The organism is Bradyrhizobium sp. Crot121 (assembly GCF_059512385.1).
In genome coordinates, this window is sequence record NZ_JCAMOR010000011.1 from 34,224 (window position 1) to 50,266 (window position 16,043).

The 16,043-nt window shown below is 63.8% G+C and carries 11 protein-coding genes; 8 read left to right on the forward strand and 3 right to left on the reverse strand.

Annotated features, from left to right (window positions below; genetic code table 11):
• Nucleotides 1–115 precede the first annotated feature (115 nt).
• Complete coding sequence (locus tag AC5ZGW_RS12925) at nt 116–1,390, reverse strand: serine hydrolase domain-containing protein (RefSeq protein WP_130222317.1); 1,275 nt, start codon at nt 1,388–1,390, stop codon at nt 116–118.
• A 133-nt stretch (nt 1,391–1,523) separates the two neighbouring features.
• Between AC5ZGW_RS12925 and AC5ZGW_RS12930 the strand changes: the two genes are divergently transcribed.
• From AC5ZGW_RS12930 to AC5ZGW_RS12965, 8 genes are all read left to right on the forward strand, one after another.
• Nucleotides 1,524–2,447 carry an intradiol ring-cleavage dioxygenase gene (locus AC5ZGW_RS12930; RefSeq protein WP_130222319.1) on the forward strand — a complete coding sequence of 308 codons (924 nt, stop codon included), beginning with the start codon at nt 1,524–1,526 and terminating at the stop codon, nt 2,445–2,447.
• 411 nt (nt 2,448–2,858) lie between these two features.
• A complete protein-coding gene (locus AC5ZGW_RS12935) occupies nt 2,859–4,178 on the forward strand; it encodes a CmpA/NrtA family ABC transporter substrate-binding protein (protein ID WP_130222321.1) in 1,320 nt (439 codons plus the stop codon).
• Between the two features lie 62 nt (nt 4,179–4,240).
• Complete coding sequence (gene ntrB, locus AC5ZGW_RS12940; protein ID WP_028163075.1) at nt 4,241–5,137, forward strand: nitrate ABC transporter permease; 897 nt, start codon at nt 4,241–4,243, stop codon at nt 5,135–5,137.
• 11 nt (nt 5,138–5,148) lie between these two features.
• Nucleotides 5,149–5,943, forward strand: coding sequence for an ABC transporter ATP-binding protein (locus AC5ZGW_RS12945; RefSeq protein WP_130222323.1), 795 nt, complete (start codon nt 5,149–5,151; stop codon nt 5,941–5,943).
• Between the two features lie 139 nt (nt 5,944–6,082).
• The gene (locus AC5ZGW_RS12950) at nt 6,083–6,508 is read left to right on the forward strand and encodes a globin family protein (RefSeq protein WP_130222325.1); all 426 of its coding nucleotides are present in this window, start codon (nt 6,083–6,085) and stop codon (nt 6,506–6,508) included.
• Between the two features lie 10 nt (nt 6,509–6,518).
• Entirely contained in the window at nt 6,519–7,727 is a 1,209-nt protein-coding gene (locus AC5ZGW_RS12955; RefSeq protein WP_130222327.1) for an NAD(P)/FAD-dependent oxidoreductase, read from the forward strand.
• Nucleotides 7,724–10,426: a nitrate reductase gene (locus tag AC5ZGW_RS12960; RefSeq protein ID WP_130222329.1), complete on the forward strand. Its 2,703-nt coding sequence runs from the start codon at nt 7,724–7,726 to the stop codon at nt 10,424–10,426. Before AC5ZGW_RS12955 ends, AC5ZGW_RS12960 begins: the two co-directional genes overlap by 4 nt.
• Nucleotides 10,427–10,593: 167 nt before the next feature.
• On the forward strand, nt 10,594–11,493 hold the full coding sequence (locus tag AC5ZGW_RS12965) for an SMP-30/gluconolactonase/LRE family protein (RefSeq protein ID WP_207230888.1): 900 nt from the start codon (nt 10,594–10,596) through the stop codon (nt 11,491–11,493).
• A gap of 145 nt (nt 11,494–11,638) precedes the next feature.
• On the opposite strand, the gene AC5ZGW_RS12970 is transcribed toward AC5ZGW_RS12965, so the two are convergent.
• Both AC5ZGW_RS12970 and AC5ZGW_RS12975 read right to left on the reverse strand, forming a co-directional pair.
• Complete coding sequence (locus AC5ZGW_RS12970; RefSeq protein ID WP_130222331.1) at nt 11,639–12,565, reverse strand: response regulator transcription factor; 927 nt, start codon at nt 12,563–12,565, stop codon at nt 11,639–11,641.
• On the reverse strand, nt 12,555–15,923 hold the full coding sequence (locus AC5ZGW_RS12975) for a hybrid sensor histidine kinase/response regulator (protein ID WP_130222333.1): 3,369 nt from the start codon (nt 15,921–15,923) through the stop codon (nt 12,555–12,557). The genes AC5ZGW_RS12970 and AC5ZGW_RS12975 overlap by 11 nt, the downstream gene beginning before the upstream one ends.
• Between the last annotated feature and the right edge of the window lie 120 nt (nt 15,924–16,043).

Genomic DNA, 16,043 nt, shown 5'->3' on the forward strand with positions numbered 1-16,043 from the left:
CTCCCATGGGTTTTGCCCATGCGTAGCAACTTGCATGCCAAGCACACGTCGCGACGGTTCGAAAGCTGTCGAAGTTCCGCGGCGCTTCACGCGATGCGCCGCGGAACAAAGAGGGTCAAAGGTTGCTGTCGGTGATCGCGGCGTACACCATGGTGCGCAGCTCGCGCCGCAGCGGGTAGGCGCTGGAGGGGAGCACCTGCGTCATGAAGATCGTGATCAATTCTTCCGCCGGGTCGATCCAGAACGACGTGGTTGCGGCGCCGCCCCAATTGTATTCGCCGGGGCTGCCGGCAATCAGCGTCTGCGCCGGGTTCATGGTTACGGCAAAGCCGAGGCCAAAGCCGATGCCGTTATAGGCCGCTTCCGAGAACAGCGAGCGCGACAGGGCCGGCAGGTCGACGCCGCCGGGCAGATGGTTCGACGTCATCAGCTTCAAGGTCTTCGGTCCGATCAGCCGCACGCCGCCGACCTCGCCGCCATTGAGCAGCGCGCGGCAGAAGGTGAGATAGTCGGCGGCCGTCGAGCACAATCCGCCGCCGCCTGATATCAGCGAGGGCGGCGACAGGAACGAGCTGGTGGCCGGGTCATCCTGCAGCGTCAGCCCGCCCTTGCGGTCGGCGGCATGGAACGTCATGCCGCCTTGCGGGTCGGCGGAATAGCAGGCCGCCAAGCGATGCGCCTTGTCTGCCGGCACGAAGAAATCGGTGTCGTTCATGCCGAGCGGGTTGAAGATACGCTCCTTCAGGAATTGCTCGAACGGGGTGCCGCTGATCTTGCCGATGAGATAGCCGATCACGTCGGTGGCGACAGAATAATTCCAGGCCTCACCCGGTGAGAATTCGAGCGGGATCTTGGCGAGATCCTCGATCATGCTGTCGAGCGTACCGGCCTTGACGACCTCGCCGATCTTGTTCTCGCGATAGGCTGCATCGACATTGGAGCGCTGCTGGAAGCCGTAAGTGAGCCCCGAGGTGTGCCGCAGGAGGTCGACGATCAGCATCGGCCGCGACGGCGGCTTGGTCAGGAACGCCGGCGCGGTGCCGGCCTGGAACACGCCGAGGTTCTTCCATTCCGGGATGTACTTGTGGACGGGCTCGTCGAGCGCCACGAGGCCTTGCTCGACCAGCATCATGAAGGCGACCGAGGTGATCGGCTTGGTCATGGAATAGATGCGGAAGATGGTGTCGTCCTTGACCGGCACCTTGCGCTCGACATCGGCAAAGCCTTGCACAGTCGAATGCACGATCTTGCCGCGGCGGTAGACCAGAAGCTGCGTGCCCGGAAACCGCCCGGCCTCGATGTAGCGCCGCTTCAGGTGGTCCTCGAGGCGGTCCAGCGCCGCTTGCGACATGCCGGCGGATTCGGGGGAAGCGGGGGTGGGGGCTAACATCGCTCTTCTCCGGTTTTGGGGCAGGCCTTGATAGCCGAAAAGTGTCCTGCGTTCCAATCACCTGGCGCTTACACCGTCGTGGGTCGTCGTGTAGGGTGAAGCCAAGCGAAACCAATTCGCAGGGATGGAAGCAATGCCGCAATTCAATGACACCGAGCTGACCGCCGCCGTCATCCAGAGCTTCGAGGAAACGCCGAATCCGCGGGCCAAATTCCTGCTTCAGGAATTGGTGAAGTCGCTGCACGATTATGTCCGCCGCACCGACCTCACCTTCGAGGAATGGGAATATGCGATCGATTTCCTGACCCGCACCGGTCACAAATGCACCGATATCCGCCAGGAGTTCATCCTGCTCTCCGACGTGCTTGGCGTCTCCATGCTGGTCGATGCAGTCAACCATCGCGACCGCGATGGCGCCACCGAGACCACGGTGCTCGGTCCGTTCTATGTCGGCGAGCACAAGGTGACGCCTGATGGCACCGATATCTCGGCGACGCTGCCCGGCGAGCGGCTCTACGTGCAGGCGCGCGTCACCGATCTCGACGGCAAGCCGGTCGCCGGCGCGCCGGTCGACGTCTGGCATGCCGACGACGATGGCTTCTACGATTCACAAAAGCCGAGCTATGCGACGCAGGGCCCGTCGTCGCGGGCGCGCTTCATCACCGGCGGTGACGGCCGTTTCCATTTCCGCACCATCCTGCCCTGCAGCTATCCGATCCCGACCGACGGCCCGGTCGGCGAGATGATCATGCAGACGCGGCGCCATCCGATGCGTCCCGCGCACATCCATTTCCTGGTCGCGGCGAAGGGCTATGAGCCGCTGATCACCCACGTCTTCATGGAGGGCGACAAATATCTCGACTCCGACGTGGTGTTCGGCGTCAAGGACGAGCTGGTCGCGAAGATAGAAAAGCGCACCAATCCTGTCATGCCGGACGGCACCAAGACGAGCGAGCCGTGGCATTTGATGACCTACGACTTCCGCATCAAGCCGGGCGAGGGCGCGCCGCCGGCACCGCTCGGCGTGAAGGCCGAGAAGGTCGGCGAAGACGCGTAGGCGGGGGTAGCCCGGGTGAAGCGCAGCGTAACCCGGGATCGCTCCTGACCACGCGCGCAGGGATCCCCGGGTTGCGCTGCGCTTCACCCGGGCTACCGCTCAAGCAGGGCCTGCTCATTTTTTGTGCGTCGCACAAACATTGAGCGAATCGCAAAATTTGGCGGCGGAACCGGGCGATCCGTGCGGAGCGGTGCGACTCCCAACCCGTTACATTTCTTAGAATTTTTCCAGTCTCGCGGCTTGGCACGAAGCTTGAATAGCTAGCTTGCGACGCCATTGAAGCCGTCCCTCGAAACCAATCATCCGAATTGTGACACCGCCAGACTGGGGCCTCCCCAGCACGCGACCCCGTGCGCTTCGGGGCAGTGCCACAAGCGGACGGGCATTCAGACGCAAAGGACATTTGCACGCATGACGAAGCCGACCAAAGAGACCTCCCGCCATGGCGTCAGCCGCCGCGAGATTCTGAAGGCGGCAAGCGGAACGGCCGCATTGCTGGCCGCGGCGAAACTGAATTTCCCGGCCGGCGCGTTCGCACAAGGTGCAGGTCCTGAGGTGAAGGGCGCCAAGCTCGGCTTCATCGCGCTCAGCGACGCCGGTCCGCTGTTCGTGGCCAAGGACAAGGGCATCTTCGCCAAATACGGTATGCCCGATGTCGACGTGCAGAAGCAGGCTTCATGGGGCACGACGCGCGACAATCTCGTGCTCGGCTCGGAAGGCAACGGCATCGACGGCGCGCATATCCTCACCCCGATGCCTTACCTGATCTCCGCCGGCAAGGTGACGCAGAACAACCAGCCGACACCGATGTACATCCTGGCGCGGCTCAATCTCGACAGCCAGTGCATCTCGGTCGCCGGCGAATATGCCGATCTCAAGCTCGGCGTTGACGCTACGCCGTTCAAGGCGGCGCTGGAAAAGAAGAAAGCTTCCGGCAAGGCGGTGAAGGCGGCCATGACCTTCCCGGGCGGCACCCATGATCTCTGGATCCGCTATTGGCTCGCGGCCGGCGGCATCGATCCCGACAAGGACATCGAGACCATCGTTGTCCCGCCGCCGCAGATGGTCGCCAACATGAAGGTCGGCACCATGGATTGCTTTTGCGTCGGCGAGCCATGGAATCTGCAGTTGATCCATCAGCGCATCGGCTACACCGCGGTCACGACCGGGGAAATCTGGAACAAGCATCCGGAAAAGTCGTTCGGCATGCGCGCCGCTTTCGTCGACAAATATCCGAAAGCCGCCAAGGCGCTGCTGATGGCGGTGATGGAAGCCCAGCAATGGTCCGACAAGGCGGAGAACAAGCAGGAGCTCGCTTCGATCATGGGCAAGCGGCAATGGATGAATTGCCCGGTCGAGGACGTCTATGACCGTAGCGCCGGCAAGTTCGACTATGGCATCCCCGGTAAGGTGGTCGAGAACTCGCCGCACATCATGAAGTATTGGCGCGACTTCGCGTCTTATCCGTTCCAGAGTCACGATCTCTGGTTCCTCACGGAAGACATTCGCTGGGGCAAGTATGAAGCGGGCTTCGACACCAAGGCGCTGATCGCGAAGGTCAATCGCGAAGATATGTGGCGTGAGGCCGCCAAGGAAATGGGCGTGCCCGCGTCCGAAATCCCGACCTCGACCTCGCGCGGCAAGGAGACGTTCTTCGACGGCAAGGTGTTCGATCCCGAGAATCCGTCGGCCTATCTGAAGTCGCTGTCCATCAAGCGTGTTGACGTCTGATCCGCGCAAAGCGGCGCGCATCTGCGCGTCGCCCGGCACCTGAACACGGAGAGAGATTTTCGATGTCTATGCCTGCACTGAAAACCGACGCCGCATCGACGGCACTTCCGGTTACGGCCGCGCCGGTCGTGACCATGACACCGAAGCGTGCGCCGCAGTCCGAGAAATACGCCAAGATGGCGAAGGAGGCCGCGGTGCGCGTGGTGCCGCCGCTGATCGTCGTCGCGTTCCTGCTCGTGGTTTGGGAGCTAATCTGCCGGCGCGCCGGCTCGACGCTGCCGCCGCCCTCGCGTGTGTTCAGCGATACCAAGGAACTGATCTTCGATCCGTTCTTCGATCATGGCGGCATCGACAAGGGCCTGTTCTGGCATTTGTCGGCGAGCCTGCAGCGCGTCGCCTATGGCTATTCGCTTGCCGCAATCATCGGCGTCGCGCTCGGCACGCTGGTCGGTCAATCGGTCTGGGCGATGCGCGGACTTGATCCCTTGTTCCAGGTGCTGCGCACCATCCCGCCGCTCGCCTGGTTGCCGCTGTCGCTTGCGGCCTTCCGCGACGGCCATCCGTCGGCGATCTTCGTGATCTTCATCACCTCGGTGTGGCCGATCATCATCAACACCGCCGTCGGCATCCGCAATATCCCGCAGGATTACCGCAACGTCGCCGCGGTGGTGCAGCTCAATCCGCTCGAGTTCTTCGCCAAGATCATGATCCCGGCGGCTGCTCCCTACATGTTCACCGGCCTTCGTATCGGCATCGGCCTATCCTGGCTGGCCATCGTCGCGGCCGAAATGCTGATCGGCGGCGTCGGCATCGGCTTCTTCATCTGGGACGCCTGGAATTCCTCGCACATCAGCGAAATCATCCTGGCGCTGTTCTATGTCGGCATCATCGGCTTCGTACTCGACCGCCTGATTGCGGGCGTCGCGAAGATCGTGACCCGCGGCACCGCCGTGAACTGAGGGGACATGTCATGCAGGCCTATCTGAAGCTCGACCATATCGACAAGACCTTCACCCGCGGCAATGCCACCACCGAAGTGTTGAAGGACATCAACCTGACGATCGAGAAGGGCGAGTACGTCTCGATCATCGGCCATTCCGGCTGCGGCAAGTCCACGCTGCTCAACATCGTGGCCGGGCTCACCGGTACCACCCATGGCGGCGTGCTGCTCGAGAACCGCGAGGTCAACTCGCCGGGCCCGGATCGCGCGGTCGTGTTCCAGAACCACAGCCTGCTGCCGTGGCTGACGGTCTATGAGAACGTCAAGCTCGGCGTCGACAAGGTGTTTTCCAAGACCAAGACGCGGGCCGAGCGCGACGCCTGGGTGATGCACAATCTGAACCTCGTGCAGATGGCGCATGCCAAGGACAAGCGGCCGAACGAGATCTCAGGCGGCATGAAGCAGCGCGTCGGCATTGCGCGGGCGCTCGCGATGGAGCCGAAGGTGCTCTTGCTCGACGAGCCCTTCGGCGCGCTCGATGCGCTGACCCGCGCGCATCTGCAAGATTCCGTGATGGCCCTGCACCAGAAGCTCGGCAACACCATTTTGATGATCACTCATGACGTCGACGAGGCGGTGCTGCTGTCGGACCGCATTGTAATGATGACCAACGGCCCGAGCGCACGGATCGGTGAAGTGCTGGAAGTGCCGCTGGCGCGCCCGCGCAAGCGGCTCGAGCTTGCCACCAACTCCGGCTACCTCAAGTGCCGGCAGCGGGTGCTCGAATTCCTTTACGAGCGGCATCGCTTCGTGGAAGCGGCGTAGCCGGCAGTCGTTATTGCCGGGCTAGAGCGCGCAGCGCGTCTTCGCAAAAATGACGCGGCAGTCCATCGAAGGCGGAAGATTTTCTGGGATGGATGCGTAGGTCAAGCCCGCGCACGACACGTGGAGATGGAGAGAAAGCATGACACCGGAGCAAGTCAAGCTCGTGCAAGAGAGTTTTTCGAAGGTCGCGCCGATTTCCGAGCAGGCCGCGGTCCTCTTCTATGATCGCCTGTTCGAGGTCGCACCGACGGTGAGGGCGATGTTTCCGGACGACATGACTGAACAGCGCAAGAAGCTGATGGCGGTGCTGGCTGTGGTGGTGAATGGGCTCAGCAATCTGCAATCCGTGCTGCCCGCCGCAAGCGCGCTCGCCAAGCGGCATGTGAGCTACGGGACCAAGGCGGAGCACTATTCCGTTGTAGGTGGTGCGCTGTTGTGGACCTTGGAAAAGGGCCTCGGCGAAGGCTGGACGCCAGAGATCGCGGACGCCTGGACCGCTGCCTACGGCACGCTGTCCGGCTATATGATTTCGGAAGCCTACGGCGGCACGCAGGCTGCCGAATAGAGGAAGCGCCGTGAGCGAACCGCTGGTCATTGTCGGCAATGGGATGGCGGCCGCGCGCCTGGTCGACGAATTGTCGAAGGTGGCGCTCGGGCGCTACGCCGTCGCGGTGATCGGCAGCGAGCCGCGGCTCGCCTATAACCGTGTGCTGTTGTCTTCCGTCCTTGCCGGCGAGACCACGTCGGAGGATATCGAGCTGCAGCCGGCATCGTGGTGGCGCGACCGCGGCGTGACGCTGAAATATGGCTGCATCGCCACCGAGATCGATGTCGGCCGCCGCGAATTGAAGATCGAAGGCGAAGAGAGCATCACCTTCTCGAAGCTGGTCCTGACCACCGGCTCATCGGCGCTGCGGCTCAACGTGCCCGGCGGCGAGCTCGCCGGCGTGCATACGTTCCGCGATAGCCGCGACGTCGACCTGTTGCTCGCGCTCGCCGCGCGCAAGACGCGCGTGGTCGTGATCGGCGGCGGGCTACTCGGGCTCGAGGCGGCCTATGGGCTGGCGAAAGCGGGGGCGCCAGTGACGCTGGTGCACCTGATGGACCGATTGATGGAGCGCCAGCTCGACGCACCGGCGGGCGCGCTCCTGAAATCGCTGGTCGAGCAGAAAGGCATCGAGATCCTGCTCGAGGCCAGCACCGCGCGCATCCACGGCGAGAACCGTGTCGAAGGTGTCGAGCTTGCAGACGGACGATTGATCAAGGCCGACGCGGTGATCTTCGCCGCCGGCATCCGGCCGAACATCGCGCTGGCAAAGGAAGCCGGCATTGTCGTCAATCGTGGCATCGTGGTTGACGATTGCTTACAGACCAGCGCCGAAGGCGTGTTCGCGATCGGCGAATGCGCCGAGCATCGCGGCATCTGCTACGGCCTCGTCGAGCCGGCCTATGAGCAGGCGCGGGTGCTGGCGCGGCATCTTGCCGGACAGGATGTCGCCTATGCCGGCAGCATCGTGGCAACCAATTTGAAAGTGTCCGGTGTCAGCGTGTTTTCCGCCGGCGATTTCATGGGCGCCGAGGGCAGCGAGAGCATCGTGTTCAGCGACGTTAACCACGGCAGCTACAAGAAGCTGGTGATTGCAGACGGACGCCTGACCGGCGCGGTCCTGATCGGCGACACGTCAGATGCGCTCTGGTATCTCGACCTGATCCGCAGCGCGAGGCCGATTGCCAAGATCCGCGGCGACATGATGTTCGGCCGTTCGCTGGCGGAGGCAGCATGAGCGCAGCCGATCCCGCGCTTCGCACCGTCAATACCACCTGCGCCTATTGCGGCGTCGGCTGCGGCGTGCTGGCGACGCCTGACGGCAAGGGCGGCGCCGCGATCGCGGGCGATCCCGATCATCCCGCCAATTTCGGCCGCCTGTGCTCGAAGGGCTCCGCCCTCGGCGAGACGCTGGGGCTGGACAACCGGCTGCTCTATCCGATGATCCGCTGCGACAAGGGGATGGAGCGCATCGCCTGGAGCGACGCGCTCGACCATGTCGCGCATCGCTTCAAGCACATCATCGCGCGCGATGGCCCCGGCGCCGTCGCATTCTATCTCTCCGGGCAGTTGCTGACCGAAGACTACTATGTCGCCAACAAGCTGATGAAGGGTTTCATCGGCAGCGCCAATGTCGACACCAATTCGCGGCTGTGCATGTCGTCCTCCGTGGCCGGCCATCGCCGCGCCTTCGGCGCCGACACCGTGCCCGGCTGTTACGAGGATCTCGAGCAGGCCGACCTCCTGGTGCTGGTCGGCTCCAACGCCGCCTGGTGCCATCCGGTGCTGTTCCAGCGCATGCTCGCCAACAAGCAGCAGCGCGGCGCGCGCATCGTGGTGATCGATCCACGCCGCACCCATACATCGGAAGATGCCGATCTCTTCCTCGGCCTGAAGCCCGGCACCGACACCGCGCTGTTCTGCGGCCTGCTGGTCCATCTCGTGGACAGCGGCGCGCTCGATCACCCCTATATCGAGCGCTACACCAACGGCTTCGACGAGGCTCTGGCGCGCGCCCGCGGCATGGCCGGCAGTGTCGGCGCGACCGCGCTCGCCACCGGCCTCTCCGAGCAGGACGTTGCGACGTTCTTCAACATGTTTGCCAGCACGCCGCGCGTGGTGACCTTGTATTCCCAAGGCGTCAACCAGTCGGCGCAGGGCACCGATAAGGTCAACGCCATCCTCAACTGCCATCTCGCCACGGGCCGCATCGGTAAGGTCGGCGCGTCGCCGTTCTCGCTGACCGGACAGCCGAACGCGATGGGCGGGCGCGAAGTCGGTGGGCTCGCCAACCAGCTTGCCGCCCATATGGTCTTCACGCCGCCGGATATCGACCGCGTCCGCCGGTTCTGGAAGGCGCCGCGCATCGCCACCCATGAGGGGTTGAAGGCGGTGCAGATGTTCGAGGCGATCGGGCGCGGCGAGATCAAGGCGTTGTGGGTGATGGGCACCAACCCGGCAGTATCGCTGCCGGATGCCGATGCCGCGCGTGAGGCATTGCGGAAGCTCGAACTGTTCGTGGTGTCGGAGAATGTTCGCTCCAACGACACTGTCGATGTGGGCGCGCATGTGTTGTTGCCCGCGCAGGCTTGGGGCGAGAAATCCGGCACGGTGACCAATTCCGAGCGCCGCATCTCGCGCCAGCGCGCGTTCCTGGAATCTCCGGGCGAAGCGCAGCCGGACTGGTGGATCCTTTGCGAGGTCGCAAGGCGCCTTGGTTTTGGCGCCGCCTTCGACTTCAAGTCCGCCGCGGATATCTTCCGCGAGCACGCGGCGCTCTCGGCGTTCGAGAACAACGGCATCAGGGATTTCGACATCGGCGCGCTGACGTCGCTGTCGGACGAGGCTTTTGACGCGATGGCGCCGGTGCAATGGCCGATGCGGCGGGATGCGTCGCCGCAGCCACGCTTCTTCGCCGAAGGCGGCTTCTTCGCCAATGATCGCAAGGCGCGGTTCGTCGCGCCGGAGATTCCGACGCTGCGGACCGAGACGACGCCGGCGCGGCCGCTGCGGCTCAACACCGGCCGCATCCGCGATCAGTGGCACACGATGACGCGTACCGGCGCGAGCCCGAGACTCGGCCAGCATCTGCCGGAGCCGTTCGTCGAGGTGCATCCTGACGACGCCCTGCGCTATGGTGTCAGCGATGGCAGCTTTGCACGCGTCACCACCGATTATGGGCAATGCACGCTGCGCGTCGTCGTCAGCGAGCGTCAGCAGCGCGGCATGCTGTTTGCGCCGATCCATTGGAGCGAGGCCACTGCGACCGACGCCCGCGTTGGATCGCTGGTCGCGCCCTTCACCGATCCGTTCTCCGGCCAGCCCGAGAACAAGGCGACGCCGGCTTCGATCGCTCCTTACGAATATGTGTTCCGCGGCTTTGCGCTGTCGCGCCAACCGCTGCAATTGCCTGTTCATGCCTGGGTCGCGCGCGTCGCGGTCAATGGCGGTCACGGCTATCTGTTCGCTGATAATGCCGACCTGCTCGGCTGGCAGCTCTGGCTCAGGATGAACACCGAAGGCGATCTTGCCGAATACAAGGATTTCGGCGGCGGCATCTACCGCGGCGCCTCCTTCAACGCCGGCCGCATCGAAACCTGCTTGTTCCTCGGTCCCGCCGATGATGCCGGCGACTGGAATGTGGTGAAAGGCTTGTTTGCTGCCGATGCACTCAGCGATGCGCAGCGTCGCATGTTGCTGTCAGGCAAATCGGCGGACGGCCTCGCCAACGCCGGCCCGATCGTCTGCGCCTGCTTTGGCGTCGGCCGCGCCACGATCTGCGAAACAATCGCCGCCGGCGCGGGCTCTCCTGCGGAGATCGGCGCGCAACTCAAGGCCGGCACCAATTGCGGGTCTTGTATTCCGGAATTGAAGCGGCTGATTGCGCAGACGGGAGCGCGAGATTCTGAGCTGCCTCCGTTGGCTGCTGCCAACTAGATCTCTCCCACGTCATTGCGAGCGAAGCGAAGCAATCCATCTCTCCATGCGGGGGGAGATGGATTGCTTCGTCGCTACGCTCCTCGCAATGACGGCGGAGAGGCGGTCGACTGTGTCAAGGATGTCCTCTATGGTGCCGCCCGTTCCGCTAACGGGTGAACCAAGAAATGCTGTACCTGGAAACGCCGCCGAAATTGATCGAGACCACGATCTTCTCCGCCATGCCGGACGAATTCCGCCGCAAGCAGTCAACCGAGTGGGCCGATGCCAACCGCCCGGGTCAGCCAACCGATTGCTTTATCGAAGGGCCGTCCTTCGACGCCGACGGCAATCTCTACATTGTCGACATCCCATTCGGCCGCATCTTCAAAATTTCGCCAAATAAGAAATGGTCGCTGGCCGTCGAGTATCAGGGATGGCCGAACGGGCTGAAGATCGATTCCAAAGGCCGTATCCTCGTCGCCGATTACCGGCACGGTATCATGGAGCTCGACGCGCGGGCAGGGCGGATGCTTCCGGTACTGACCTCGCGGAATTCGGAATCCTTCCGCGGCTGCAACGATCTGCACATCGCCTCCAACGGCGACATCTATTTCACCGACCAGGGCCAGACCGGGCTGCACGATCCGAGCGGCCGGGTTTATCGCCTGCGCGCGAGCGGGCAGCTCGATTGCCTGATCAACACCGGCATCAGCCCCAACGGATTGGTGCTCGATCCGCAGGAGGCCGTGTTGTTCGTTGCCATGACCCGTGACAACGCGGTGTGGCGCGCGCCGTTCATGAAGGACGGCAGCGTGTCGAAGGTCGGCCGTTTCTGCTCGATGTTCGGCCCCGGCGGTCCGGATGGGATCACAATGGATAAAGCCGGCCGGCTGTTCGTCGCCCATGTCTCGCTCGGCCACGTCTTCGTGTTCGCACCGTCAGGCGAGCTGATCGCGCGTATCAAGTCCTGCGCAGGGAATGCCGTCACCAACGTCGCCATTGGCGGCGAGAACCGCGACCGGCTCTACATCACGGAGTCCGCGACGGGCACGGTGCTGGTGGCGGATATCAGCGTGCTCGGCTGAAGAAGATGGGAAATGTAGCCACGCCGTCATGGCCGGGCTTATCCCGGCCATCCGCGCTCTTCCGAGCTGCACCAAAGAACGTGGATGCGCGGGACAAGTCCGGGCATGACGGAAAGGAGGAGCGCTGCACCACGGCGCGAACGCCTCAGGACTTCCTGTTCCTCGCATTCACCGCGATCGCCGCGGCCGCAGTGCGGTTCTCCACCCCGAGTTTGGAATAGATCTGCTCCAGATGCTTGTCGACTGTGCGCGGGCTGAGCCCCAGGATTTGCGCGATGTCGCGGTTGGTCTTGCCCTTGGAGAGCCATGACAGCACCTCGCCCTCGCGCGTGGTGAGGCCGAGTTCGCTGGAGAATTCCGCCGGCATGTCGGCGCTGGTGTCCTTCGCCAGCCGCAGCAGGAATTCGTTGACGCCAAGCTTGCCCATGTATTGCAGCCGCAATTGCTCGTTGGCTGGAAACGAGGCCATGGTCGTGGTCTTCGCTGCAGCCTTTCCCTTCTGCGTCTGCTCAAGCCATTGCGGGATCGGATCGGGCAGCGCGAGGTCGTCGCCGTCCTCCGCCAGCGTGTCCGACAGCAGCCTTTGCGCCTGCGGCGTCGCCCACAAGATCCTGCCGTGGCCGTTGACCGCGAGCAGATAGCGTCCGGAGACGTCGAGCGCAGCGCGCGCGCTCTGCGTAAGTCTCGCATTGGCGAGGTGGACGCGGATGCGCGCCAGCATTTCCTGCACCACGATCGGCTTGGTCACGTAATCGACACCGCCGGCTTCCAATCCGCGCACGATGTGCTCGGTCTCGGCGAGGCCTGTCATGAAGATGATCGGCACATGGTCGAGCCCGGCATCGCGCTTCAGCCGGCGGCAGGTCTCGAAACCATCCATGCCGGGCATGACCGCGTCGAGCAGCACGATGTCGGGCGTGATCTGGTCGACGATCCGCATCGCGGAGGCGCCGTCGAGCGCCACCATCACGGTCATGCCGGCGCCGTCGAGCGCGTCGGTCAGGAGCCGCAGCGTCTCCGGGGAGTCGTCGACGACGAGCGCGACGTCGCGCTTCTTGGTTTCAGTGGTCATAGCTGTGCAGCGCCTTCAGGGTCGCCATGTACTGATCGAGGTCGAAGCGATCGACCAACGAGCGCATCTGCGAGACGAAATCGGTATGCTCGGGATGTTCAGTGCCGATCTCCTCGAGTTTCAGCTGGATCGCGCGGATATAGCCCAATTGCCCGAGGCCGATCAGTTCCTCGATATATTTCACCGGCGGCCGCGAGCCGCTCTCCGGCTGCCACTGCGGCACGGGCACCTCGTCGGCATCGTGCTGCCAGTCGAGCTTGAGCAGCAGGCGGATGGTCTCTAACAGGCGCGGAATATCGATCGGCTTCATCAGGTAGCCGTCGTGGAACGGCTGCGCCAGCGGAGCGCCATGCGCCTCCAGCGCGCTCGCCGAGATCATCAGGATGCGTGCCTGGTGATGGCCGGCCGAGCGCAGCGCCTCGGCAACAGTCCAGCCGTCCATGCCGGGCATGGAGATGTCGAGCAGGAACAGGTCGGGCCGGCAATGCTGCGCTAGCGCGAGGCACCCGGGACCATCGGGCGCGCTGAGCAGGATGAAGCCGAGCGGCGCCAGCACTTCGCGCAAGAGATCGCGGTGGGTCGGATCGTCGTCAGTGATCAGGACGGTCTTGCGCGGGCCATGATAGCCATAGACCGGCGCATCGGTCGGCGCGCTGCGCCGCGGGTTTGTCACTTCCGACAGCAATATCTTGACGCGGAAGGTGCTGCCGGCGCCAACGGTGCTGGTCACCTTGATGTCGCCGCCCATCACGCCCGCCAGCAGCCGGCTGATGGTGAGCCCGAGACCGGTGCCGGTCTGCGGCTGCGAGACGCCGAGCGCGCCACGTTCGAACGGCGCGAAGATGCGCTCGAGATCGTCAGGCTGGATGCCCGGGCCGGTGTCGATCACCTCGAACTCGGCGACCGGGCTGCGGTAGTGCACGACGAACTGCACGTGGCCGGTTTGCGTGAACTTGATCGCGTTCGACAGCAGGTTGATCAGGATTTGCCGCAGCCGCTTCTCGTCGGCATAGACCACGACCGGCAGCACCGCCGGCCGCTTGAACACGAAATCGATGCCTTTCGCGGCTGCCTGCAGACGGAACATGCCGACGAGCTGGTCGAGGAAATCGTTCAGCCGGACCTCGTCGCGCGAGAGATAAAGCCGGCCGGCCTCGATCTTGGAGATGTCGAGGATGCCGTCGATCAAGCCGGAGAGATGGTCGGCGCTGCGACGGACCACGCGGACCTGTTCGCGCGGCCGCGTCTGCAGGGTATTGTCCTGCTCCAGCAGTTGCGCATAGCCGGAGATCGCGTTCAGCGGCGAGCGCAATTCGTGGCTCAGGCCGACGACATAGCGGCTCTTGGCGAGGTTGGCGGACTCGGCGACTTCCTTGGCGCGCTGCAGTTCGGCGTCGGTTCGCTTGTGGGCATCGATCTCCTGGATCAGCAGCGCGGTCTGCCGTCGGGTCTCTTCCTCCGCCGCGCGCCGGCTCTGCTGCGCCAGCACGAACAGCCAAGCCACCACGCCGATGATGATGATCAGCGCAAAGAACACTTTCCACAGCACGTCCGACAACAGGTTGCCGGCTTGCACGGTGGCCGAGGTCTGCAGGTAGATCAGCCCGAGCACCAGCCCGACAAGGCCCGCCGAGACCGCGAACACGCCGAGATAATGCCCGAGCTGCGAATTGATGCGGGCATAGATCGGCTGCGGCAGCAATTTGCCCAATGTCTCCGACACCTGCGACTGGATGCGCGCATGCGGCTTGCACAGGTCATGGCAGCGCGCGTCGAGCGAGCAGCACAAGGAGCAGATCGGGCCGGCATAGGCGGGGCAGGCGGCCATGTCTTCGGGCTCGAACGAATGCTCGCAGATGCAGCACTGGATCTGCTCGAGGTTCTGCCAGCTCCGTTTCGGCTTGCGCGCGATGTAGTATTTGCCATCGGTAGCCCAGGCGATCAGCGGCGCAACGATAAACGCCACCGCCAGCGCGACGAAGGCGGACAGAGCCTTTGCCGTTGGCCCGAACACGCCGTAGAAGGCGCTGATCGAGACGATGGTCGCAATCAGCATCGCGCCGACGCCGACCGGGTTGATGTCGCAGAGATGCGCGCGCTTGAACTCGATGTGCTGCGGCCGCAGGCCCAGCGGCTTGTTGATGACGAGGTCAGCAACGAGCGCACCGACCCAGGCGATCGCGACATTGGAATAGAGCGCGAGTGTCTGCTCCAGCGCCTTGTAGACGCCGATCTCCATCAACAGCAGCGCAACGACCACGTTGAAGACCAGCCAGACCACGCGGCCGGGATGGCTGTGGGTGAGGCGGGAAAAGAAATTCGACCAGGCGATCGAGCCGGCATAGGCGTTGGTCACGTTGATCTTGACCTGCGACAGGATCACAAACGTTCCCGTCAGCGCCAGCGCCAGATCCGGCTGCGACAGCACGTAGCGATAGGCCTCCAGGTACATGTTGGCGGGCTCGGCGGCGTGCTCATAGGAGACGCCGTGACTCAGCGCGAAGAAGGCGAGGAACGATCCGGCCAGCAGCTTCAGGGCGCCGAGGACGATCCAGCCGGGCCCTGCGCTGAGCAGCGCGATCCACCACGCCCGCCGCGACGTGCGCCGGTCGCGTGGCAGGAAGCGGAGGAAGTCGACCTGTTCGCCGATCTGCGCCACCAGCGAGAACACCACGGAGGCCGCAGTGCCGAACAGCAAGAGGTCGAGCTGGCCGGATGGGTCGCCATGCTCGCCGGAAAAATTGCGCCATTCGATGAACGAGCGCGGATGGGCATAGGCGATCGCTGCAAAAGGCAGGATGTGCAGCACGATCCAGATCGGCTGCGTCCACAACTGAAAGCGGCTGATCAAGGTGATGCCGTAGACCACCAGCGGGATGATCACCACGGCGCTGATGACATAGCCGATCGGCCGTGGGATGCCGAAGCACATTTCGAGCGCGGTCGCCAGGATCACTGCCTCGATCGCAAAGAAGATGAAGGTGAAGGAGGCGTAGATCAGCGAGGTGATGGTCGAGCCGATATAGCCGAAGCCGGCGCCGCGGGTTAAGAGATCGATGTCGATGCCGAACTTGGCGGCGTTATAGGCGATCGGCAGTCCGCAGCAGAAGATGATGGCGCTGACCACGAGGATGGCCGCGGTCGCGTTCATCGCGCCATAGTTCAGCGTGATGGTGCCGCCAATCGCTTCCAGCGCCAGGAATGAGATCGCACCTAACGCAGTGTTGGCAACACGGCCGGCGGACCAGCGGCGCGCGCTCTTTGCGGTGAAGCGCAGCGCATAATCCTCCAGCGTCTGGTTGGCAACCCACTGATTATACTGGCGCCTGACGCGGTCTATCCGCTGCCGCCCTGCCAATTCCCCACCTCCTGAGCCGACGTCGGTCCCGCCCGGTAGTCCCGCCCGTCCTGCTCACAAATCCCGTACCAGAACCTACGTCGCTATTTTGCGGTGCAGTATACGCAATCTTGCGTATCA